This is a genomic window from Ralstonia sp. VS2407, assembly GCF_052950655.1.
In genome coordinates this window covers 244,774-268,691 of record NZ_JBRFVG010000001.1, presented here as the reverse complement: position 1 = coordinate 268,691, position 23,918 = coordinate 244,774, and the positions used below count along the sequence as shown (strand labels likewise).

The following is a 23,918-nucleotide window of genomic DNA, read 5'->3' as shown; positions in this document are numbered from 1 at the left end:
TTGATGCTTACTGATTGGTTTCGTTCAGCTTGGCCTTCAGCAGCGCGCCGAGGTTCGTGGTACCAGCTGCGCCGGTATCCGCCGAGAACTTCTGCATCGCTTCCTGTTGGTCGGCGCTGTCCTTCGCCTTGATGGAGACGTTGATGTTGCGCGACTTGCGATCGATGTTGACGATCATCGCGGTCATCGTTTCGCCTTCCTTCAGCACGTTGCGGGCATCTTCCACGCGGTCGCTCGAGATTTCCGAGGCACGCAGGTAGCCTTCCACGTCGTCAGCCAGCTGCACCACGGCACCCTTCGGATCAACGGCCTTGATCGTGACCTGCACGATCGAACCCTTGTCGTTGGTCGAGATGAAGTTGTTGAACGGGTCGCCCGACAGTTGCTTGATACCCAGCGAGATGCGTTCCTTGTCGACGTCGATGGCCAGCACAACGGCTTCCACTTCGTCGCCCTTCTTGTACTTGCGAACAGCTTCTTCGCCCGTCTCTTGCCACGACAGGTCCGACAAGTGCACCAGGCCGTCGATGCCGCCCGGCAGACCGATGAACACGCCGAAGTCGGTGATCGACTTGATCTGGCCAGCCAGCTTGTCGCCCTTCTTCTGGTTACGCGCGAAATCGTCCCACGGGTTGGCCTTGCACTGCTTCATGCCCAGGCTGATACGACGCTTGTCTTCGTCGATATCCAGAACCATGACTTCCACTTCGTCGCCCAGCTGGACAACCTTCGACGGAGCCACGTTCTTGTTGGTCCAGTCCATTTCCGACACGTGGACCAGGCCTTCGATACCGGCTTCGATCTCGACGAATGCGCCGTAGTCGGTCAGGTTCGTCACCTTGCCGAACAGACGGGTGCCTTGCGGATAGCGGCGCGAGATGCCGACCCACGGATCTTCACCCAGTTGCTTGACGCCCAGCGAAACGCGGTTCTTCTCTTGGTCGAACTTGAGGATCTTGGCGGTGATTTCTTGGCCAACCGACAGCACTTCGCTCGGGTGACGCACACGACGCCATGCCAGGTCGGTGATGTGCAGCAGACCGTCGATGCCACCCAGATCCACGAACGCGCCGTAGTCGGTGATGTTCTTGACGATACCGTTGACGATCGCGCCTTCCTTGAGCGTTTCCATCAGCTTCTGACGCTCTTCGCCCAGCGTGGCTTCAACCACGGCACGGCGCGACAGCACAACGTTGTTGCGCTTGCGGTCCAGCTTGATGACCTTGAATTCGAGGGTCTTGCCTTCGTACGGCGTGGTGTCCTTGATCGGACGCACGTCGACGAGCGAACCCGGCAGGAATGCACGAATACCGTTGACCATGACGGTCAGGCCGCCCTTGACCTTGCCAGTCACGGTACCGGAGATGATCTCGCCGGATTCCAGTGCCTTTTCAAGGTTCAGCCACGAAGCCAGACGCTTGGCCTTGTCGCGCGACAGGATGGTGTCGCCATAGCCGTTTTCCAGCGCGTCGATTGCGACCGAAACGTAGTCGCCGACTTGCACTTCCAGTTCGCCCTGATCGTTCAGGAATTCTTCGACCGGAACAAAAGCTTCAGACTTCAGGCCCGCGTTCACAACGACGAAGTTGTGGTCGATACGCACAACTTCCGCAGAGATCACTTCGCCAGCCTTCATATTGGACTTGGCGATCGACTCTTCGAACAGGGCGGCAAAAGATTCGTTAGTTTGGGACATAAAAAATAGACATCCGCAGAACATGCCTCGCATTGCTTTCGCACGGAATGGCGAAGACACGCATGCGGGGTTATAAGTTGAACAACCGCCGGCAGCGACATGCCACCGGCACCGATCGAACCAGTTCAGCCGAGTCAGTTCGCCTTGTTGGCGCCCTGCACCTGGCGGTACCAGTCCAGTACCTGCGCGACCACTTCATCGACCGTCATGTCGGACGAGTCCAGTTGCCGCGCATCTTGCGCCGGACGCAGCGGCGCGACACTGCGGGTGCGATCCCGCAAATCACGCGCCTCCAAGTCCTGCGAAAGACTTTCCACTGTAGCAGAAAAACCCTTTGCAATCAATTGTTTATAGCGCCGCTCGGCGCGTGCCTGCACGCTTGCCGTCAGGAACACCTTGAGCACTGCTTCGGGGAAAACCACTGTGCCCATATCACGGCCGTCGGCCACGAGGCCAGGCGCTTCCAGGAACGCGCGCTGACGTGCATGCAACGCCTCCCGCACCGCACCATGTACTGCGATGGCCGAAGCCTGGTTGCCAACGGACTCATGCCGCAGCGCCAAGCTCACATCCTCGCCTTTGAGCCAAATGTGATCTGCCTTGAAGCGCACATCGAGTTCGCGGGCGATACGCACGAGGCTCTCGACGTCGTGGTCGTCGATGTTCTCGCGCATGCTGGCAAGCGCCACCAACCGGTACAGCGACCCACTATCCAGCAGATGAAAGCCGAGCAGATCCGCGACCTGGTGAGCGACCGTGCCCTTGCCGGATGCGGTCGGACCGTCGATGGTGATGACCGGGTACGGCGTGGAAGCAGCGGTGTCGGACATGATGATGACTGGCAGTTAATTGCGGCTCAAGCGGTAATGCCGCTGAACGCAGTGAAATATTCCGGGAACGTCTTGGCGACGCAGCGGGGGTCGTTGATGCGCACCGGCACCGGGCCAAACGCGGCCAGCGAGAAAGCCATCGCCATGCGATGGTCATCGTAGGTGTCGATGCCGCCGGCGGGCAGAGTCCATTGCGACGGGGGCGTCACACGAATGTAGTCTGCCCCCTCTTCTACCTCGGCCCCCAGCTTGCGCAGTTCGGTGGCCATGGCGCTCAGCCGGTCGGTCTCCTTGACGCGCCAGCTCGCAATGTTGGTCAGCGTGGTTGTGCCGTCGGCAAACAGCGCTGCCACCGCCAGCGTCATTGCCGCATCGGGAATGTGATTGCAATCCAACTCGACGGCGTGCAGCTTGCCGTCGTCGCGCTCGACGCCGCGCACTTCGATCCAGTTGCCGCCGGCCATGACGTTGGCGCCCATGCGGTTCAGTGCGTCGGCAAAGCGGACGTCGCCCTGGATGCTGGACATGCCGACACCTTCCACACGCACCGGCCCGCCGCCAAGCGCGCCCGCGGCCAGGAAGTACGACGCAGACGAAGCATCGCCTTCCACAAAGATCTCGCCCGGCGCCTTGTAGGCCACGCCGGTCGGCACGGTGAACGACGCCCAGCCATCGCGCGCGACCTGCACGCCGAAGCGCGCCATCAGGTTCAGCGTGATCTCGATGTAAGGCTTGGAAATCAGCTCGCCAACCACTTCGATGGCGACATTGCCGACAGACTCGACCAGCGGCAGCGCCATCAGCAATGCCGTCAGGAACTGACTCGATACATCGCCCCGCACGCGAATCGGTGCATCGATCTTGACCTGCGCTGCGTGGATCGCCAGCGGCGGATAGCCCTCATTGCCCGTGTAGTCGATGCGTGCGCCCACTTGGCGCAGGCCGTCGACCAAGTCCCCGATCGGCCGCTCGTGCATGCGCGGCACGCCGTGCAGCGTGTACTCGCCGCCTTGCAGTGCCAGCGCGGCCGTCAACGGGCGGATAGCGGTGCCGGCATTGCCCATAAACAGATCGGCCGACTTGTTCGGAAAGCGACCGCCGGTGCCGGTGACACGATACGCGTTGTCACCCAGGCCTTCGACTGAGACGCCCAGCTTGCCAAGCGCATCAAGCATGACGCGCGTGTCGTCGGAGTCGAGCAGGTCGCGCACCACCGTCTCGCCCTGCGCGAGAGCGGCCAGCAGCAGCACACGGTTGGAGATGCTCTTCGAGCCCGGCAGCTTGATGGTGCCGCGCGCCGTCTTCAGGGGGCCGACGTCGAGATGTTCCATGAATCCACTCAGTTCAAAACAAAACGTTATTCGGATTGCGCATCCGCAGCATTGCCGGGTGCGACCCGTTGCGGCCACGCGAGGCGCGCTTCGCTGGCCCGGCGGAACACGCGCTCAAGCGCTGCGCCGTCGCGCTCTGCAATCATTGCTTTCATGCGGCCGATCACCGCCTCGTAGGTCGTGAGTTCACGCAACAGCGCTTCGCGATTCGACAGGCAGATGTCACGCCACATTTCGGGTGACGATGCAGCGATGCGCGTGAAGTCGCGGAAACCACCGCCGGCAAAATCGAGTTTGAGTGCACCGTCTTCGGCATTGATGATCTGCGCGACCAGTGCGTACGACAGCACGTGCGGCAGGTGGCTAACGGCGGCGAACACGGCATCGTGCTGCACGGCCGACATGATGTGGCAATGCGCGCCCGCGGCTTCCCACATCGCCTGCACACGGGCAACATCGCTGCGGCGGTTTTCCTGCAGGGGGCACAGCACGGTCTTTTTGCCGACATAGAGATCGGCCAGCGCAGCCTCCACGCCGTTCAACTCACGGCCGGCAATCGGATGGGCCGGCACGAACTGGCTGACCTGGTCGCCCAGCGCAGTCTTGGCGGCCATGATGACGTCGGACTTGGTGCTACCGGCATCCGTGACGATGGTGTCGGGGCCCAGGTGCGGTTGCATGGCGAGCAGCAACGGCAGCGTCTGCGCGACGGGTGCACACAGCACAACCATGTCGGCACCGCGCACGGCCTCTTCCATCGGCAGGGCTTCGTCGATCACGCCCAGGCGGACCGCCGTCTCAAGCGACGCGGCCGATCGCCCCACGCCGACGACATGCCCAACCACACCCGCACGACGCAACCCCAGCGCCAGCGAACCGCCAATCAGGCCGACGCCGACAATCACCAACCGGGAACTGGAAAAAGAAGAGGCCACAACACCGCCCTGCCAGAAAAAAGCAAAGCGGCATTGTAGCCCGATGTGCGCAGGGCCCGATGCCGGAAACAGGGCGCTACGGCGGTTGCTACGGAAGTTAAGCGGCAGCTTTTTCCTGCGCCAGCACCGTCTCCAGTGCGTCGATGAATGTGGCGTTCTCTTCCGGCAAGCCGATGCTGATGCGCAGCCACTGCGGCAAGCCGTAGTTGCCGACCGGACGCACGATCACGCCCTGCTTGAGCAACGCAACGTTCACGCGCGCACCGGCGCCCGTGTCATCGCCCACGCGCACCAGCACAAAATTGCCCGAGGACGGCACGTACTGAAGACCCAACCGATCGAATGCGTCTGTCAACTGCACGTAGCCGGCGGCGTTCAGTTCAGCCGATTGCTGCAGGAATTGCGCGTCATTGAGCGCCGCCACAGCTGCGGCCTGCGCCAGGCTGTTGACGTTGAACGGCTGGCGGATGCGGTTGAGCAGATCAGTCAACTGCGGCTGCGCAATGCCATAGCCGACACGCAAGCCTGCCAGTCCGTAAGCCTTGGAGAACGTCCGCGACACGAGCAGGTTCGGATACTGGCGCACCCATGCAGTGGAGTCGTACTGCTGCTCCGGTTTGAGGAACTCGTTGTACGCCTCGTCCAGCACGACAACGACCGTCGGCGGCACCTTGGCGAGGAACGTCGCAATGTCATCGGCCGACAGGAATGTGCCAGTCGGGTTGTTCGGGTTGGCGATGTAGATCAGGCGCGTGTCCGGCGTGATTGCAGCGGCCATCGCGTCGAGATCGTGGCCGTAATCGCGGGCCGGCACCTCGATGGCGCGCGCGCCGACCTCCTGCGCCGCAAGCGCATACACGGCAAAAGAGTGCTGCGCATACATCACAGCCTGCCCCGGCGATACCAGCGCGCGAGCTGCCAGCTCGAGGATGTCATTGCTGCCGTTGCCGAGCGTGATCCATGCTTCCGGCACGCCAAACTTGGCATGCAGCGCCGCCTTCAGGCTGAAGCCGTTGGCGTCCGGATAGCGTGCCAGTTCGTCAATGGCCGAGGCCATCGCGTTCTTGGCCGACTGCGGCATGCCCAGCGGGTTTTCGTTGGACGCCAGCTTGACGATGCGCGCGGCATCCAGACCGAACTCGCGTGCCACTTCGGAAATCGGCTTGCCGGCCACATAAGGGGCGATGGCGCGGACATACTCGGGGCCGAACTGCAAAGACATGGGGTGCTCCTCTGTTATCGGCGCCCTGCCCGTGCAGAGCGCCTTGAATCCCTCAATGTGCCGAGGGATAGGACCCCAACACTTTGAAATACGCCGCGTCGTGCCGCAGCTTTTCCAGCGCGCGCGCTACCTGCGGGTCACGCTGATGGCCTTCCACATCGACGTAGAAGTAGTACTCCCACGCCCCACTGCGCGCCGGGCGCGACTCGAAGCGACACATCGACACGCCGTTCTCTGCCAACGGCGCCAGCAGCTTGTAGACAGCGCCGGCCTCGTTCGGCACCGACAGGATCAACGATGTCTGATCGCGTCCACTCGGCTCCGTCTCGTAGTTGCCGATCACGACAAAGCGCGTGCGGTTATGCGGATCGTCTTCCACATTGGCACGCACCACGTGCAGGCCGTAGCGGTTTGCCGCCTGCACGCTTGCCAGCGCGGCAACGGTTTCGTCCTCCCCCGCCATGCGCGCTGCCTCGGCGTTGCTCGACACGGCCTCACGCGGCAGATTCGGATAGTTGGTGTTCAACCACCGTTGGCACTGCGCCAGCGCCTGCGCGTGCGCGCGCACCACCTTCACCTGCGACATGTCGCCCGTCTTGTGCAACAAGTTATGGTGCACTCGCAGCGCAATCTCGCCGCTGATCTTCAACGACGTCTGCAAGAACAGATCGAGCGTGCGCGACACCACGCCTTCCGTCGAATTTTCGACCGGCACCACACCGCAATCGACCGTGCCGGACTCTGCCGCACGAAACACTTCGTCGATGCTCGGGCACGGCATCGGCTGGATCTCGTGGCCGAAATGCGCGATTACCGCCTGCTCCGAGAACGTGCCCGCCGGGCCGAGGTAGCCGATGCGCAGGGCCTGTTCCAGACCACGGCAAGCGGACATCACCTCGCGCCAGATGGCAGCGATGCTCTCGTCGTGCAGAGGCCCTTGATTGCCCGACTGCATCTTGCGGATGACCTGTAATTCGCGGTCCGGCCGGAACGCCGGCGACGAATAGCGCTTCTTCACCTCGCCCACTTCCTGCGCCACCCTGGCGCGGTCCGAGAGCAGCGTAAGCAGCTGATTGTCGATGGCGTCGATCTGCGTGCGCAACGGCGCAAGCTCCGCCGCCAATGCGGCGTCCTTGTTTTGCTTCGTATCGTCTGACTGACTGGTCATTGTAGGAATCGGGTTCGGCAACGGATTGCAAATTGCCGCGCGAAGCGGGCGCTTCGCGCAATGTTCTGCCGTGATCGAGGATCAGCCTTACGCGGACACTCTCTCAAACTCACGCATGAAGTCGACCAGCGCCTCTACACCTTCCAGCGGCATCGCGTTGTAGATGCTCGCCCGCATGCCGCCCACGGACTTGTGACCCTTGAGCTGCACCAACCCGCGCTCGCGCGCCTGCGTGAGGAACGCCTCGTTGCGGGATTCGTCGTTAAGGAAGAACGGCACGTTCATGCGCGACCGGCACGTCGGATGGATCTCGTTGCGGTAGAAGCTGCTGGCGTCGATAAAGTCGTACAGCATCTTCGACTTGATGATGTTGCGCGTCTCCAGCGCCTCGACCCCGCCCTGGCGCTTGATCCACTGAAACACGAGCCCCGCGATGTAGATGGCGTAGGTGGGCGGCGTGTTGTACATCGAGCCGTTCTCGGCCACGAGACGCCAGTTGAATGCCGACGGGCACAGCGGGTGCGCGTGTCCGAGAAGGTCTTTGCGCACGATGGCAATCGTCAAGCCAGCGGGGCCGATGTTTTTCTGCGCGCCACCGTACAGGACCTGATAGCCGTTCCAGTCGATCGGCCGCGAGAGGATGTGGCTCGACACGTCGGACACCACAACACGCCCGTGCGCTTGGCCGACGTCCGGCGTCTCCTGATACTCGACACCAACAATGGTTTCGTTCGTGCACAGGTGCACGTAGGCCGCGTCTGACGACAGCTTCCAGCTCGATACGTCCGGGATCTTGTGGAAGCGCTCAGCCTCGCTGGTTGCAGCGATGTTCACCTCGCCGTACTTGCGCGCTTCCTGCTGCGACTTGACCGACCACGTGCCGGTGACCACATAGTCAGCCTTCGGTGCATCCGCCGACAGCCGACGCATCAGGTTCAGCGGCACGATGGCATTCTCGGCGATGGCACCCCCTTGCAGGAAGAGGATTTCGTAGTTGTCCGGCACCGCCAGCAACTGCCGCAAATCGCCGAACGCCGCTGCCAGGATGCTTTCAAACTCGCGGCCACGATGGCTCATTTCCATCACGCTCATGCCGCTGCCGTGCCAGGAGACCATCTCCTCTTTCGCCTGTTCCAGCACCTCGAGCGGCAACACCGCCGGACCTGCCGAAAAGTTGTACACACGCGCCTGGCTGGCTTGAAGGGCTCGATCCGCTTGGTTCATAGGGCGAAGGGCAAAAGAAAAATGGCTGTCTGGGCGCAAACCCAAACAGCCATTATCTACCAACTGACAGCCCGAGGGGGATTGCGCCCCCATCGTCTGCCTATGCGGCTCAATTACTTCGCAGCAGCGGCAACTTCCTTGTCAGCCATGTCGCGCATCTTCTTGCCGACTTGCGGACCGTACTTCTGCATCACGTTGCCCCACACTTCCTGCATGGCCTTGCCCTGGTTGGCCATGAACTTCTGGCCGCTCGGCGTCTTCAGGAACGTGGTCAAGTCCTTGATTTCCTGGGTCGAGTAGTACTTGCCCAGCGAATCATAGTGAGCTTGCAGAGCATCCTTGCGGAAGGCTTCCGTGTCGAAGTCCTTGCCAGCACCGTCCGTCATGCGCTGCACGGCGCCATTCTTCTTCAGCTTGTCGACAGCGGCTTGCTTCTGCTTGTCGTTCAGAGTCTTGTTCTCGACCAGTGCCTGCTCCAGCACCAGCGGGGCTTCCTGCTTAGCGCCGTTAGCCAACACTTCACCCTGACCCTTGATGGCTGCATCGACGTTCATCGTCGTCAGCAGCTCTTTGATGGCAGCCGTCTTGTCGGCGTCGCCAGCCTGCGCGAACGCAAACAGCGGAGCGAAACCGGCCACCACGATCAGATGTTTGAGTTTGAGACTCTTGTGCATTGTTGCTCCCTTGAGATAAGCGTTGCGTTTAGGCCGGGCGTGTGACGCAAAAGTTCCAAGCCCTTGCCGCGCACAGGTCCGGCATCATGACAGAACTGCGCCTAACGGCAAGCAAAAGATGTTTCTAATTATGTCTCGCTGCTGTCATCCGCCGGTGCATCGGCACCGGGAGCGGCATCCGCCGCATCGGCGCCTTCGACACCATCTGCGCCTTCAGCATCGGACTCCATCACACGTTGCAGCCCGGACAGCTTGTTGCCCTCACCCACTGAGATGAGCGTGACGCCCTGCGTGGCGCGACCCATTTCCCGGATCTCGTCCACGCGCGTGCGGATCAGCACACCGCCCGTCGTGATCAGCATGATTTCATCTTCCGGCGCCACCAGCGCGGCGGCCACCACCTTGCCGTTACGCTCCGAGGTCTGGATGGCGATCATGCCCTTCGTACCGCGACCATGTCGGGTGTATTCCGAGATCGGCGTGCGCTTGCCGTAGCCGTTTTCGGTGGCGGTCAGCACACTACCGACAATCGACTGGGCACCTTCGCCCTCGGTTTCTGCCGGCGCGACCAGCATGGCAATCACCTGCTGGCCCTCTTCCAGGTTCATACCGCGAACGCCGCGCGCTTGGCGACCCATCGGGCGCACATCGTTTTCATCGAAGCGCACCGCCTTGCCAGCGTCTGAGAACAGCATCACGTCGTGCTGACCATCGGTAATGTCCGCGCCGATCAGGAAATCGCCCTCGTCAAGATCCACTGCGATGATGCCGGCCTTGCGCGGGTTCGAGAAATCCGTCAGCGCCGTCTTCTTGACTGTCCCCTTGGAAGTCGCCATGAACACGAAATGCTGCTCATCGAACTGCTTCACCGGAAGGATCACGTTGATCTTCTCGCCCGGCGACAGCGGGAACATATTGACGATCGGACGACCGCGCGAGTTACGGCTGCCTTGCGGCACCTCCCAGACCTTCAGCCAATACAGACGGCCGCGATTCGAGAAGCAAAGGATGTAGTCGTGCGTGTTGGCGACAAATAGCGTGTCGATCCAGTCGTCTTCCTTCGTCGCGGCAGCTTGCTTGCCACGACCGCCACGCTTCTGCGCACGGTATTCGGAAATCGGCTGGCTCTTCATATAGCCGCTGTGTGACAACGTCACCACGAGATCTTGCGGCGTAATGAGGTCTTCTGTGTCCAACTCGGTCGCATTGTGCTCGATCTGCGAGCGACGCTCATCCCCAAACTCGGCGCGGATCGCGGTGAGTTCCTCGACGATGATGGCGGTAATGCGCTCTGGCCGCGCCAGGATGTCCAGCAGATCGGCGATCTGTGCCATCACTTCGCGGTATTCCTGGACGATCTTGTCCTGTTCCAGCCCGGTGAGGCGTTGCAGGCGCATCTGCAGGATTTCCTGCGCTTGCGTGTCCGACAGCTTGTACAGGCCATCGGCCTGCATACCAAAGACGGGCAACAGTCCTTCCGGGCGATACGCAGCACCGCCGCCGGAGGTTTCGCTCTCCGCGCGAACGAGCATGTCGCGCACAAGACCCGAATCCCAGCTACGGTTCATCAACTCAGCCTTGGCGACCGGCGGGGTCGGGGCAGCCTTGATGATTGCGATGAACTCATCGATGTTGGCCAGCGCAACCGCCAGACCTTCCAGGATGTGGCCACGCTCGCGCGCCTTGCGCAGATCAAATACGGTGCGGCGCGTCACCACCTCGCGGCGGTGCAGCAGGAAGCACTCCAGCATCTGACGCAGGTTCAGCAGACGCGGCTGGCCGTCGACCAGCGCCACCATGTTCATGCCGAACGTATCCTGCAGCTGCGTATTCTTATAGAGGTTGTTGAGCACAACCTCCGGCACTTCGCCGCGCTTGAGTTCGATCACCACGCGCATGCCGGACTTGTCCGACTCGTCGCGAATGTCGGAAATGCCTTCGATGCGTTTTTCGGTGACCAGCTCGGCAATACGCTCGAGCAGCGTGCGCTTGTTAACTTGATACGGCAGCTCGTCGACGATGATCGCTTGGCGCTGGCCGCGATCGATATCCTCGAAGTGCGTCTTGGCGCGCATCACAACGCGGCCGCGGCCGGTGCGATAGCCCTCACGGACGCCCGAAATGCCGTAGATGATGCCCGCCGTCGGGAAATCCGGCGCCGGAATCAGCTCGATCAGCTCGTCGACGGTCGCTTCCGGGTTGCGCAACAAGTGCAGGCAACCATCGACGACTTCATTCAGATTGTGCGGCGGAATGTTCGTCGCCATACCCACCGCGATCCCGGACGACCCGTTGATCAGCAGGTTGGGAATGCGAGCCGGCAGAACCGATGGTTCAGTTTCGGAGCCGTCGTAGTTCGGCTCGAAATTGACCGTTTCCTTGTCGAGGTCGGCCAGCAGTTCGTGGGCGATCTTCGACAGGCGGATTTCGGTGTAACGCATCGCCGCGGCGTTGTCGCCGTCGACCGAGCCGAAGTTGCCTTGGCCGTCGACCAGCATGTAGCGCAGAGAGAAGTTCTGCGCCATCCGCACGATGGTGTCGTATACAGCAGTGTCGCCGTGGGGGTGATACTTACCGATCACATCCCCGACGATACGGGCGGACTTCTTATAGGGGCGGTTCCAGTCGTTGTTCAGCTCGTGCATCGAGTACAACGCACGACGATGCACCGGCTTGAGACCATCCCGCACATCTGGAAGGGCGCGACCTACGATCACGCTCATGGCGTAAGCGAGGTACGAGCTGCGCATTTCTTCTTCGAGCGATACCGGGAGTGTCTCTTTGGCGAATTGATCCATTGGGCGAACGGTGGGAGGTCCCCTAGTGAGCACAGTGGTGCCCACAGCGGGACGCTGCGGTTGCGCGAATAACAGAACATTTTACCATGCCGCAAGCCCCCTCCCCTCATACGCGCGAGCGACGCATCGTCAACCCCAGGCACGTTCCCTGCGAGCGAGGACAAAACCGGCGAGCCAGTCCCCATAAGGGTTTGCGAGCCATTTCCTGCCTTGTTGCGTACACACCACAAGGCCGTGGTGCCCCGTTCGAATCGCTTATATTTGCTTTTTAGGAGTGCGTGCTTGTGGCACAATCCCCCAGCGAAGAGGCAGACATTGTTCGAAGTGGAGCCTTCACCACACCGAGAATGTTATACTCCGAAGAATGTATGACTTGTTTTCGTCCCATCTGCTCGCAGTCTTCTGCGGTGATCTCATCCTGAGAGGAGAAATATGAAAAAATTTGCCAAGCTCGCGTTCGCTGCAGCTGCGGTAGCCATGGCTGCGTCCGCTTACGCTCAGTCGGTGCCCTACGAAAAGAAGGCCGTCAACGACAACTGGGGTAACGGCACGAGCGAGTGGGTCTGGAAGAACGGCACGAACGAACTGTGCTGGCGCAATGGCTTCTGGACGCCGGCAACCGCCAACGCTCAGTGCGACGGCGCTCTGGCTCCGGCTGCTGCCCCGACGGCTGCTCCCGCTGCTCCGGCTGCCCCGGTTGTGTCGAGCGAAAAGGTTACGTTCGCTGCTGACACCCTGTTCGATTTCGACAAGGCTGTGCTGAAGCCGGAAGGCAAGGCCAAGCTGGACGACCTGGTCTCGAAGCTGAAGGGCATCAACCTGGAAGTCGTGATCGCCGTTGGCCACACCGACTCGTTCGGCTCGGACAAGTACAACGACCGCCTGTCGGTCCGTCGTGCTGAAGCCGTCAAGGGCTACCTGGTCAGCAAGGGCATCGAAGCCAACCGTGTCTACACGGAAGGCAAGGGCAAGCGCCAGCTGAAGGTTGATCCGAAGTCGTGCAAGGGTTCGCGCAAGGCACAAATCGCCTGCCAGCAACCGAACCGCCGCGTGGACGTCGAAGTGGTCGGCACCCGCAAGGCTCAGTAATTCGGTTCACACCGGGAAAAAGCCCAGCGAAAGCTGGGCTTTTTTTCGCCTGTACACCGGCAAACGCCCTCCTCTGGGCTGCTGCGGAAAGGGGCACTAAAAAAGCGATGACGCCAGATGCGCCATCGCTTTTTTGTTTGGGGCACCCGATGCCCCTCTTCTCATGACAGCCCGTCTTATTGATAGGAAGGTGTCGCCTGGTCGTTAGCAACCATGGCGCGATCGCCAACGCGCAGATTGTTCGGGTTTCGCTGGGTGACAGTGGCAACGCGACCATCATCCAGGCGCACGGTGATCCGGTACACCGTTTGCCCACCCGCTCCGGCGCGCTGTTCGACCTGGTTGCCTGCATAGGCACCGAGTGCTGCGCCACCAATAGTCGCGACTGTGTTGCCCGTACCGCCGCCAACCTGATGACCCAGAATGCCGCCGGCCACGCCGCCGATGATCGTGCCCAAAATGCCCGGGCTATTTGCCGGGGCCTGCATCGGCTGGATCGATTCGACCCGGCCGTAAAGGGCGCCCGTTTGCTGCGGTTGCCCGCTATAAGCCGGTTGTTGGCCATAGGCGGGCTGCTGAGCATACCCACCGTTATAGCCACCGCCGTAACCGGGCGCGGCGCAGCCCGCCAGCACTGTCAGGCCCGCAACACCCAGTCCCATCAGAATATGTTTGGATTTCATTGATCTCTCCTTGAGCGAAGGTGACAGTTGGAGAAAGTGCATGCGCATTTGTTCACCTCTGTTTCAATGTGAAACCTTTTTGCGAACCCCATGATTTGGTCGGGGCGACGCTTTTTGGTACATTTCCTCACCTAGCCGATATGCCCTGGCGCAGCGCAACATGACGACCACTCACGCGAACGCCGATCCCGGCGAACTCGAAAAATTCAGCGAACTCGCCCACCGCTGGTGGGATCCGAACAGCGAGTTCAAACCCCTCCACGAAATCAATCCGCTGCGCCTTGACTGGATTCAGTCGATTGCGCCGCTGGTTGGCAAGCGCGTCGTAGACGTCGGTTGCGGCGGCGGCATCCTCTCAGAGAGCATGGCGCGTGCCGGCGCTAACGTCAAAGGCATCGATCTGTCCCGCAAAGCATTGCGTGTTGCAGACCTGCACAGCCTCGAGGCGGGCGTTACCGTCGATTACGAGGAGATCGCCGCGGAAGCGCTGGCCGCACGCGAGCCGGGTAGCTTCGATGTCGTTACTTGCATGGAGATGCTCGAACATGTGCCGGATCCGGCATCCGTTGTTCGCGCGTGCGCGACATTGGTGAAGCCAGGCGGTTACGTATTTTTTTCGACCATCCACCGGAACGCCAAGGCGTATCTGCTGGCGGTCATTGGCGCGGAGTATGTCCTCAACATGCTGCCGCGCGGCACGCATGATTACGCCAAGTTCATTCGCCCCTCAGAGCTGAGCGCGTTCGTACGCGGGGCCGGGCTGCAGGCTCAAGAGATGCGCGGGCTGGAATACAACCCGCTCACCGGCCGCTACGCCCTTACGCAGGACACCAGCGTCAACTACCTGATGGCGACGCGCCGTCCGGCCGAGGCATGACGGTGCGCCAGTTCCCCGATCCGCTGGGCGCGGTGCTGTTCGACCTGGACGGCACGCTTGCTGACACGGCCCCTGATCTGGCCGCGGCGGCCAATAAGGTGCGCACCGACCGCGGCCTCGAACCGGTGGACTACGAAGCGCTCCGCCCGGTTGCCTCGCATGGTGCCCGCGGGCTGATTGGCGTGGCGTTCGGTGTCGGGCCCGAGGATGCGGAATTCGAATCCCTACGGCTGGCGTTTCTCGCCAACTACGAGGCGGAGATCTGCGTGCGCACGCGGTTGTTTCCAGGCATGGCCGACGTGCTGCTGGAACTGGGCCGCGCAGGCATTCCCTGGGGCATCGTCACCAACAAGTCGGGGCGACTGACGGTTCCGCTGGTTGCGCAGTTGCCGTTGCCGGTGCCTCCGGCCTGTGTCGTCGCGGGCGACACCACGCCGCATGCCAAGCCCCACCCCGCCCCGCTGCTCCATGCGGCCGAGTCCATCGGCGTCAATGCACGGCAGATCGTCTACGTGGGCGATGACCTTCGCGATATCGAAGCCGGCCGTGCTGCCGGCATGCCTACCATTGCGGCCAGTTACGGCTATTGTGGTAATGGACCATCGCCCGTGGAATGGCGCGCCGATGCGCTGATTGCCAGCGCGGCCGAGCTGATTCCGCTGTTGCTCGAATCGCAACGCGCTTGACCACGATGCCCAGGTGAATGCCTGGGCGTCGCACCTTTCAGGACCGCCGCCTCCCATCGGGGACGTGGCGGTCGACCGACTGACGAAGTAGGCCACGCCATGGCCGGACCGACACCAGCATGAGCACCTCCCCCGATTCGCGCCCTGATCTGCAATCGAATACCAATGGCTGGCGCGCGCGGCTTGATCGCGTGCGCGGTACGGCAGGCTGGCAACGCGCGGCTCAGGTTGGCACATCGCGACGCACCAAGCGCACCGCGATCGGCGTGCTGATCTTCTTGGTGGCATTCGGGCTGCTGGGCGCATTCGGTGGCCCGCCGCTGCTGCGACACCTGGCGCAAAAGCAACTCAGTACGCTGCTGGAACGGCCGGTTTCGGTCGGCAAGATCAGCATCAACCCATACACGCTGCGGCTTGATGTTGACCAGCTCCACATTGCCGAGCGCGACGGCAAGACGCCGTTCGTCGACGTCGGCCATCTGCATGTGAACGCGTCGTGGAGTTCGATCTTCCGCCGCGCGCCCGTCATTGAAGAGCTCAGCATCGAGGCGCCGCAGGTGCGTATCGTGCGCACCGCAGAACAGCGCTTCAACTTCTCCGACATCGTCGAGAGGCTCAGCCAGCCGGAGAACCCACCCAAGCCCAAGTCGAACGAGCCGGCGCGTTTCGTCTTTGCCAATCTGCAGTTGGCCAACGGCGCGATCGATTTTGTCGACCAGCCGCTCGGTACGGAACACAAGGTGGATGGCCTGCAAATCGGTGTGCCTTTTCTGGCGAGCCTGCCAGCCGATGTAGACATCTTCGTGCAACCGCTGCTGGCAGCGCGCATCGACGGCGCACCGCTGCATTTTGCGGGCAAGACAAAGCCATTTGCCGATTCGCTCGAATCCAACCTCAACGTCAAGATCGATGGCCTCGATCTGCCCCGCTACCTCGGCTACGTGCCCGGCCCACTGCCGGTGGCGGTGCCGCAAGGCAAGCTGACGACCGATCTGACGATCGAGTTCCAGAAGCCGAAGGCCGGTGCTCCGGTACTGCGCGTGCACGGCACAGCCGGCCTCGACAACCTGGAAGTGGTGGATGCCAAGAAAGCGCCACTGGTGGCTGCCAAACAGGTGCGCGCAACACTTGCCGACGTGCGCCCGCTCGACAACGTATTCCACCTCGATACGCTGACGCTGGATGGCGTACGCGTCGATGCCACGCGTGGTACAGATGGAGCGATCAATTTCGCGCAACTCGGCGGCAAACCCGTACCTGCCGAAGCGAATGCTGCCAAGGCAGAGCCTGCGCCGGCCGCCAAGCCGAAGCCCTTGGATGTGGTGGTCAGCAAGCTGCAACTGGCGAACAGCACGGTCCATTGGCGAGATTCGACCACGCAGCCGGCTGCCGACCTGACACTGGAAGACCTCCACGGTGACTTTGGCGTGCGCACGTTGGGCGGCCCGACCACGCTTGATGTGGGCGCCAAGCTGGCGCAAGGCGGCGCGCTCAATGTTAAGGGCAGCATATTGCTGGAGAAAAGCACCGGCGAGCTGGAGCTGAAACTGGATGGCGTGAAGCTGGCCGGCATCGGCCCGTATCTGCGCCAGGCGGGCGCACCGCAATTGCAGAACGGCGCGCTGTCGGCCGACGGCAAGGTGGCGCTCGACTTCGGGCCGGACAAATTCAACGTGCGTGCGGAACCGCTGACCGCCAGCCTGGCCGATCTGTCGCTGGCGCCATCCACGGGCAAAGACACTGCGCTGCGCGCCAAGCTGCTGCGCGCGGATGTAAAGAGCTTTGACCTGAGCGCCCGCACCATCGCACTGAACGAAGTACGCGCCGACGGGCTGCAGATCGACGCACTGCGCAAGAAGGACGGTACGACCACGTTGACGCTGCTCGATGGGCCGCAATCGACAACGGGCAAATCGGCGGCGCCGGCCAAGTCCAGCGCAAAATCGAACGCCCCGGCCGAAAAACCCTGGGCTGTGACGGTGCAAACGCTGAAGCTGGACAACAGTGCCGTCGGCTTTGAAGACCAATCCAATTCGCGCCCGGTCAAGGTACGTGTCGAGCCGCTGAACGTGGTCGTGCAGAACGCGTCCTCCGACCTGGGCAAACCCGTCAACGTGCAGATCGGTGCGGGGCTGGGTACCAAGGGCAAGCTCGATGTACGCGGCGAGGTAGTACCGCAGCCGCTGAAGGCCGACCTGCGCGTAAACTCGCAGAACCTGTCGCTCGCGGGTTTTGACCCGTATCTGGACAAGTCGTTGAACGCGGCGATTACCAGCGCGTTGCTATCGATGGACGGGCGCCTCGTCCTCAACCAGGGCAAGGCGTTGACTGTGAACTACCAGGGCAACGCGACGCTGGGCAACGTGCGCCTGCAAGATCGCTTGAGTTCCGACGACTTCCTGCGCTGGCGCTCGCTCGCGCTCAACCGCATCCAGGCCAACTATGACGGCGCCACGCCGCATGTGCGTGTGGGCGCGGTGGCACTATCGACGTTTTACGCGCGGATCATCATCAACCCGAATGGGCGCCTGAACCTGCAGGACATCCGCGTGCAGCCGACCGAGGAGCGACGCTCGCTGACCCAGAGCGAACCTGCATCGGCATCGGGCGCTGCAGCTTCCGCCCCGGCAGCCGCACCCGTGGTGGCTTCGGCGCCTGCATCGGCTGTCACCGTAACAGCCACCGCGCCCGCACCCAAGGCCGGCGGCGCAGACCTGCGCGTTGACGCCATCACGCTGCAGGACGGGAACATCCGCTTCACTGACAACTTCGTCAAACCGAACTACACCGCCAACCTTACCGCCATCGGCGGCTCCATTGGCACGATCAGCACCGCCGCCAACCAGACGCCCGCCGACGTGACGCTGCGCGGCAGTGTCGACGGCACGGCACCGGTGGACATCCACGGCAAGGTCAACCCGCTCGCCCCCACAGCCTTTGTGGATCTCACAGCCAAGGCCGACGGCGTGGAGCTGACCAACCTCACGCCCTACTCCGCCAAATACGCCGGCTACCCGATCACCAAGGGCAAGCTGACGATGGATCTGCACTACTTGCTCGACCAGGGCAAGCTGACCGCCGACAACCATATCTTCATCGACCAGTTGACCTTCGGCGACCGTGTAGAAAGCAAGGACGCCACCAATTTGCCCGTGCGACTGGCGGTGGCCCTGCTGAAGAATTCGCGCGGCGAGATCGACGTGCGCGTGCCGGTGTCAGGCTCGCTCGATGATCCGCAGTTCAGCATCGGCGGCGTCATCCTGCGCGCGTTCGTGAACCTCATCGCACGTGCCGTGACGGCGCCGTTCTCGTTGCTGGCGAGTGCGTTCGGCGGCAGCGGCGGCGAAGAACTCGGCTACATCGAATTCGATCCGGGCACGTCGGACATCAGCCAGGCATCGGCGGCCAAGCTCGACAAGCTCGCCACTGCGCTGAAGGACCGCCCAGCACTGAAGGTCGACATCATCGGCCGCGTCGATCCGGAGTTCGACCGCGACGGCCTGCGTCGGGAGGCGGTAAATCGCCAGATTCGCGAGCAGAAGCTCAAGGACGCCGGCGACGCTGCTGAGGCAGACACAACGGTCAAGCCGGAAGAGGAAAACAAGTATCTTGAACGCGCCTACAAGGCCGCCAAGTTCCCCAAACCGCGCAACGTGATCGGGCTTGCGAAATCGTTGCCGCCCGACGAGATGCGCAAGCTGATGGAAACCAACGTGCAAGTGACGGATGCTGACCTGCGGGAACTCGCCCAGCGCCGTGCCAACGCCGTCCATGTGGCGCTGGCAGAACGTGTGGAGCCTGGACGTCTCTTCGTGGTAGCGCCCAAGCTCAGTGCCGATGGCATCAAGGACAAAGGTAAGACGACACGGGTTGATTTCGCGCTGAAGTAACCCATCTGTGGGATAATTCTCTTCTTCTCTGGGGCCGACCTGGTTTCGACGTGGGTTGCGAAGCAGTGAGGGCATACCGAGGACCCGTCACCTCGTTAATCAATGGGAATGCAATAACTGCTAACGACGAACGTTACGCACTGGCAGCCTAAGGGCCGCCGTCCTCGCACTGGCTCGCTGACGGGCTAGGGTCGAAAGACTAGCGAGGTCATTTACGTCAGATAAGCTCTAGGTGAGTCACGGGCCTAGAGACGAAAACTTAGTGAATCGCCGTCGTAGAGCGTGTTCGTCCGCGATGCGGCGGTTAAATCAAATGACAGAACTAAGTATGTAGAACTCTCTGTGGAGGGCTTGCGGACGCGGGTTCGATTCCCGCCGGCTCCACCAAATGCAAAACCCCAACCGTTCTCGGTTGGGGTTTTTTCTTTTCGGCACACGCGCCTGCGGGACCTGCCCCGCGGAAGGATCGACCTAGCCGCTTCGGCTCACTGCAAGACATGCATGGCAGACGAGCCAGTCGAGCCGCCTCACGCCGCGCCAGTCATAGCTCATCGCAAAAACGACAGACGTATTCGCGGTGCCCATCCTTGCCTTGCCTTAATTGCGGCACTTAGTGTCGAGGCCGGCAGCGGTGGCAACTGAAGATCGTCAAGACCGATGACGTTACGCCTGCCCGACCTCATCGGCAGCGCAGCGTCTGCCTCTGGTAGTTCCGTCCGGGTTCAGCCTGGCGCAACGCATATGGCGCCTGACACTGGTTGTCTTTCCACTTCACCGACAAGGTGCCCTGTTCCTGATTGAGCAGCACAAATGCATTCCCGTTCGGATCTGCGATGCCGAGGTGCCTGCCGGTTTGTGCGTCTTCCACGCTCGCGCCAAAAGGCACCGGCGTCCCATTCGCCTGCTGGAGTGCGAACTGGGCGCGCTGGCCGCTGTAACCCTTGAAGGTCGCCTGCACGATCGCGCCGCGGCGCGGCACCACCTGCTTGACGGTGTCCTCCAGTTCCACATCCGCACCCAGGTTATGCGTCTCGGGGCTCAGTGCATTCAGGCGATACGGCTGCGCATAGGTGATCACTGCGTACCCGTTGCGGCCGACCGAGGTGCCAGCATCGGTCTTCACGTCCACGCCCTTGAGCCCTTCCACCTTCATCAGCGCGAAGGTATCTCCCACGGTGCGGCTCAAGTTGACGCCGCCGCGATGGACCACCACAGAGCCCGTGGCGCCAACGCTAGTCGACTGGTAGTCGCGTGCAACGTTCACGTTGGCGTTGAGCTGCCCCATGTCGGTGTCTCGGGTGATGCTCGCCCCCCCGGTAGCGCCGCGTCCACTGCCGGTGTAACCGGCCTGCATGGCATACGAGGTTTTCTCGTTGACAAAGCCGCTCAGACCGCTCTGGACGTTGGTACCGCCGTTGTTACTGTTACTGATATTGGTATACGCACGGCCCGAACGCAGCTTGCCACCCAGCGGAATCGACATAGTCAGCATGATTTGCGTGCTGTTGCCGTTTCCGCTAAACCGGGTGTCCTTCGTCTGGCTCAGGCTGAGGTTGTAGCTCAACTGTTTCCAGTTGTTGCCATAACCCACACTAAGACTGCGGCTCGACCCGGGCTGGTTCCAGTAGGTCTGCTGGCTGACGTTCAGGTAAACGCTGCCGTATCGGCGGTCCACGCCACCCAGGTCCTGGCTGGTCGTCAGGTCAATACGTGAGCGACTGCGCCCGGACTGAAAGCCGAGGCCGTTGACCCAACCATTGCTTGCGGTGCTACTGAGATCATTGACGTGATCGTTGAAGGTGCGGTAACCGGACGTCGAATACCGATAGGCAGCAAGCGTGAAGTTAGTGTTAGTGCTGGTAAATGTCTTGGCGTACAGAACCCGCACACTCTGCCCGGTGTCCCGCTTACCGCGCACCCGGCTGGTGGATTGGGTCACATCGACGGAAAGCGCGCCAATGGGTGTGTTGGTGCCGACACCCACGTTCACTGCCTGGAAGTCCTTTGATACCTGCAGGCCCCCAGCTACCGTGCTGTTATCAGTCAGTCCATAGACGAGCGAACCGCTGACAAGATTGGGCGACGGGCCCTGCTCGCCATCGTATTTACCGGCGGCAAAGTTGTACTTGAGCCGCCCTTTGCGCAGCATCAACGGCAGGCTTGAAAACGCCTGGTGCGTGACGCGCCTGCTGCCGTCGGCTTCGATCACGGTGATCTCAAGATCGCCGTTGGAGCCGGACGGGAAAATATCGGTGAGTTGGAATGGGCCAGGCGGGACATTGGCCCGATAGAGGACATAGCCACTCTGACGTACCTCGACCACCGCATTGGTAGCGGCTTGTCCGCGCACCACCGGCGCGTAACCACGCTCGCTGTCGGGCAGCATGGCATCGTCGGAGCCGACTTGGACGCCGCGAAACCGCACGCTGTCGAACAACGTTGAATCGGAGTACTGCTCGCCGAGACTCAATTGGCCCTTGATGGCATCGACGTCGCGCTGCACCAGCGTGCGGTTGCTCTTGAAGCGGGTCTGGCCGCTGTTGCTTCCACTGACCGTGGACTCGTTTCTCAGTCGCCAACGGCCAATATTCACGCCGTTCTGCAGGCCAATGAAATAGCTGCTGCTGTCGCGACCAATTCGAGTGTGGCCGTAGTTGCCGCTGAACTGGTAATTGACGTAGCCAGCTGTTACGCCTTCGTCCCACAGAGCAGGGTCCACGTAGCCACGTGCTGCACGCGAGAGAAATGCCTGCGGAATGCTCAGATTCAGCTGCAGTCGGCCGGCGTCGAAATCGACTGAGGCCTGATCCATCACGTTTGGCAGATCAAGGCACGCCTGGCTATTGATGTCCAGCGGCGGGGTCACGCTGCTCAGATTGACGCCGAAGTCGTGCAGCATCTTGGCTGTCAGGCATGGGCGGAGCTGCGTTTTTTCACTGTCCTGATAAAAGTCGATATCACGGCGGCCCACCAGATTGCCGTTGACTTCAACCTCGACCCGATAGGTGCCAGGCGGCACGCTGCTGCCGGAACTGAGCACGGCGCTCAGGTCCGCCGGGCGCCCTTGGCCGTGCAAAAAGCTCGTGTTGTACGCGAGCAGCATTGGATCTGCCTGCGCAACGAGCGTCTCCCCTTCGGCGGCCCGCGCGCTGTTCATCATCGCGAGACACACGGCCAGGTAGAGCGGCGTTGCGCTCGGGCGTGCAGCAGCCGCTTTTCCATTGGTCCTTATGGAGACCGCTTTGGTCGTCTGGCGGGTAGACATCGCAATGCTCGCTTCTGGCTTGGTGAATCGGGGGGCTGTCACATAGGCAAGCTCCGCTACGGTTGGCGCGGGCTTATCCAGCCCGGGCGGGCTGGCGCAATCGAACCGGCTGGCAGCCGGCTCGGTCAGTTGCCGGTGGAAACCGGCGTGCTCGGCTGACTGCCGTGCAAGGTGACGCGGTAGCTTTGGCGGCCGCCATAGTCATTGATGACGTCGTAGCGCAGCTCCGGCACGGCGGTACTGGCCGGCAACTTCACGGGCAACGCCACCGTGGCGCCGGGGGCAACCATCTTCGCGTCGATGACGGGTTCTTCTGCGCTGCCGCTGTGTACCTTTGCATCCACCACGGTCACGTTGTAGAGACTCGGGTTGCTCAAACGCAGCATCGCCTTGCCCCCATCCTGGTTGAGTTGCCATTGCAGGCTGGCCGGAGCCTTCTGGGGGTCCGCGTTCAAACCAGCCGGCCGATAGAACACCTTGATGCGCTGGCGGACAGCCAGTTGCAATACGTTGTCGTTGTGGGCTGTCTGCGGAACCTCTTGTACATTCAACCAGAAGGCCGACTCACGATCTGCCGGCATACCCACCCCTTCGTACAGCACCCGCAGCATTTGCTGCTGCTTTGCAGCCAACTTGGCCAGCGGCGGGGTGATGGCAAACGGCAGTTGACCGTGTGCGCCTTCATCAAGCGGATCAAGCCACGCCTGGATCAATGCATCGCCACCGTCGTTGTTGACGACCACGGAGGTTTCCTTGTTCTTGCCGTCAAAGATCAGCCGCGTGGTGCTGAGGGAAATGCTGGCGTGACTCGCGGACGCAGCCAACGCGCACGCCAACGCCGCGCCAACGGCGCATCGTTTTGCTTTCATATCCGGAATAGCCTGTGAAGAAATAGACGGCAGCGGCGTAATGACCGCTGCCGATTGAAGCCAGCCGTGTTGGCTGGCGCTTGTCTTACGCTTACTCGTAGGTGAGCGTGAACGGCAGGCTGGCGTTTGCAACACCCGGCTTGATCTTCGTCGGGTCTGCAGCCACATAGGCTGCGGCGAAGCGCACGTTGACTGCGCCACCGGTCGACGGCACCGTGGTCTGCGCCAGCAGATCGCCATTGCTCAGGTCGAACGCGTTTGCGCCGGCGCCCGTACCTTCGTACACGGCAATGCTCACGCCTTGTGCGAAGCCTGCGGCGGTGTTGCCGTTGTTCACGCGCAGCGTCTTCTTGTCTGCGCTCAGCTCAGCCGTCTTGCCGGCGAACTTCATGCTGACCTTGGCGCCCGTCTTGCAGACCACGTCAATGTTGGCCGAGCCAGCGCCGTTGGCGAGGTTCTTCGGTGCGGTCAGCGTACCGATGTCATCGGCAGCAATGGTGCCCATGTCGACGTTGATGGTGCCTGCATCGCCGGCGAGCGAGGACACCTTGCAGGTGTCGCTCAGGATCGTGCCTTGGAAATTGATGACGCCATCCACCGACGTAGGCGTCGTTTGGGCCATTGCGGCGGCCGACAGCGTAGACATGGCGACGCCAGCCAGGAACAGTTTTGCTTTCATTG

General features: G+C 61.8%; 17 protein-coding genes and 1 other RNA gene. 5 read left to right on the top strand and 13 right to left on the bottom strand.

Annotation, left to right across the window (positions count from 1 at the left end):
- Positions 1–7: 7 nt before the first annotated feature.
- The 9 genes from rpsA to gyrA form a co-directional block, all read right to left on the bottom strand.
- Complete coding sequence (gene rpsA, locus ACU8YE_RS01265; RefSeq protein WP_004629196.1) at positions 8–1,696, bottom strand: 30S ribosomal protein S1; 1,689 nt, start codon at positions 1,694–1,696, stop codon at positions 8–10.
- 134 nt (positions 1,697–1,830) lie between these two features.
- Positions 1,831–2,526, bottom strand: a complete 696-nt coding sequence (cmk, locus tag ACU8YE_RS01260; RefSeq protein WP_260802812.1) for a (d)CMP kinase — start codon at positions 2,524–2,526, stop codon at positions 1,831–1,833.
- A 26-nt stretch (positions 2,527–2,552) separates the two neighbouring features.
- Positions 2,553–3,857, bottom strand: a complete 1,305-nt coding sequence (gene aroA / locus ACU8YE_RS01255; protein ID WP_316868617.1) for a 3-phosphoshikimate 1-carboxyvinyltransferase — start codon at positions 3,855–3,857, stop codon at positions 2,553–2,555.
- 26 nt (positions 3,858–3,883) lie between these two features.
- Complete coding sequence (locus ACU8YE_RS01250; protein ID WP_232042289.1) at positions 3,884–4,792, bottom strand: prephenate dehydrogenase; 909 nt, start codon at positions 4,790–4,792, stop codon at positions 3,884–3,886.
- Between the two features lie 97 nt (positions 4,793–4,889).
- Positions 4,890–6,014, bottom strand: coding sequence for a histidinol-phosphate transaminase (gene hisC, locus ACU8YE_RS01245; RefSeq protein WP_446927949.1), 1,125 nt, complete (start codon positions 6,012–6,014; stop codon positions 4,890–4,892).
- 52 nt (positions 6,015–6,066) lie between these two features.
- Positions 6,067–7,182 carry a prephenate dehydratase gene (pheA, locus tag ACU8YE_RS01240; RefSeq protein WP_232042287.1) on the bottom strand — a complete coding sequence of 372 codons (1,116 nt, stop codon included), beginning with the start codon at positions 7,180–7,182 and terminating at the stop codon, positions 6,067–6,069.
- A gap of 87 nt (positions 7,183–7,269) precedes the next feature.
- Positions 7,270–8,406, bottom strand: a complete 1,137-nt coding sequence (serC, locus tag ACU8YE_RS01235) for a 3-phosphoserine/phosphohydroxythreonine transaminase (protein ID WP_232042286.1) — start codon at positions 8,404–8,406, stop codon at positions 7,270–7,272.
- Positions 8,407–8,519: 113 nt separating this feature from the next.
- Positions 8,520–9,080: a DUF2059 domain-containing protein gene (locus ACU8YE_RS01230; protein ID WP_232042285.1), complete on the bottom strand. Its 561-nt coding sequence runs from the start codon at positions 9,078–9,080 to the stop codon at positions 8,520–8,522.
- A gap of 128 nt (positions 9,081–9,208) precedes the next feature.
- A complete protein-coding gene (gyrA, locus tag ACU8YE_RS01225; protein WP_446927948.1) occupies positions 9,209–11,878 on the bottom strand; it encodes a DNA gyrase subunit A in 2,670 nt (889 codons plus the stop codon).
- Positions 11,879–12,310: 432 nt separating this feature from the next.
- Here gyrA and ompA point away from each other — a divergent pair, with 432 nt between their 5' ends.
- A complete protein-coding gene (gene ompA / locus ACU8YE_RS01220) occupies positions 12,311–12,967 on the top strand; it encodes an outer membrane protein OmpA (RefSeq protein WP_232042283.1) in 657 nt (218 codons plus the stop codon).
- Between the two features lie 176 nt (positions 12,968–13,143).
- On the opposite strand, the gene ACU8YE_RS01215 is transcribed toward ompA, so the two are convergent.
- Complete coding sequence (locus tag ACU8YE_RS01215) at positions 13,144–13,650, bottom strand: outer membrane lipoprotein (RefSeq protein WP_316868984.1); 507 nt, start codon at positions 13,648–13,650, stop codon at positions 13,144–13,146.
- Between the two features lie 160 nt (positions 13,651–13,810).
- Here ACU8YE_RS01215 and ubiG point away from each other — a divergent pair, with 160 nt between their 5' ends.
- The 4 genes from ubiG to ssrA all read left to right on the top strand — a co-directional run bounded on the left by ubiG (position 13,811) and on the right by ssrA (position 19,490).
- Entirely contained in the window at positions 13,811–14,527 is a 717-nt protein-coding gene (ubiG, locus tag ACU8YE_RS01210; RefSeq protein ID WP_232042282.1) for a bifunctional 2-polyprenyl-6-hydroxyphenol methylase/3-demethylubiquinol 3-O-methyltransferase UbiG, read from the top strand.
- Positions 14,524–15,213, top strand: coding sequence for an HAD-IA family hydrolase (locus ACU8YE_RS01205; protein ID WP_440838448.1), 690 nt, complete (start codon positions 14,524–14,526; stop codon positions 15,211–15,213). The genes ubiG and ACU8YE_RS01205 overlap by 4 nt, the downstream gene beginning before the upstream one ends.
- Before the next feature lie 119 nt (positions 15,214–15,332).
- Positions 15,333–19,103 (top strand): DUF748 domain-containing protein, encoded by a 3,771-nt coding sequence (locus tag ACU8YE_RS01200; RefSeq protein WP_446927947.1) that lies wholly within the window; start codon positions 15,333–15,335, stop codon positions 19,101–19,103.
- A 30-nt stretch (positions 19,104–19,133) separates the two neighbouring features.
- Positions 19,134–19,490, top strand: a transfer-messenger RNA (tmRNA) gene (ssrA, locus tag ACU8YE_RS01195).
- A 292-nt stretch (positions 19,491–19,782) separates the two neighbouring features.
- Here the strand turns inward: ssrA and ACU8YE_RS01190 are convergent.
- From ACU8YE_RS01190 to ACU8YE_RS01180, 3 genes are all read right to left on the bottom strand, one after another.
- Positions 19,783–22,368 carry a fimbria/pilus outer membrane usher protein gene (locus ACU8YE_RS01190; protein WP_446927946.1) on the bottom strand — a complete coding sequence of 862 codons (2,586 nt, stop codon included), beginning with the start codon at positions 22,366–22,368 and terminating at the stop codon, positions 19,783–19,785.
- A gap of 125 nt (positions 22,369–22,493) precedes the next feature.
- Positions 22,494–23,237 (bottom strand): fimbrial biogenesis chaperone, encoded by a 744-nt coding sequence (locus ACU8YE_RS01185; protein ID WP_446927945.1) that lies wholly within the window; start codon positions 23,235–23,237, stop codon positions 22,494–22,496.
- Between the two features lie 91 nt (positions 23,238–23,328).
- Positions 23,329–23,916 (bottom strand): fimbrial protein, encoded by a 588-nt coding sequence (locus ACU8YE_RS01180; protein WP_232042276.1) that lies wholly within the window; start codon positions 23,914–23,916, stop codon positions 23,329–23,331.
- Positions 23,917–23,918: the final 2 nt, after the last annotated feature.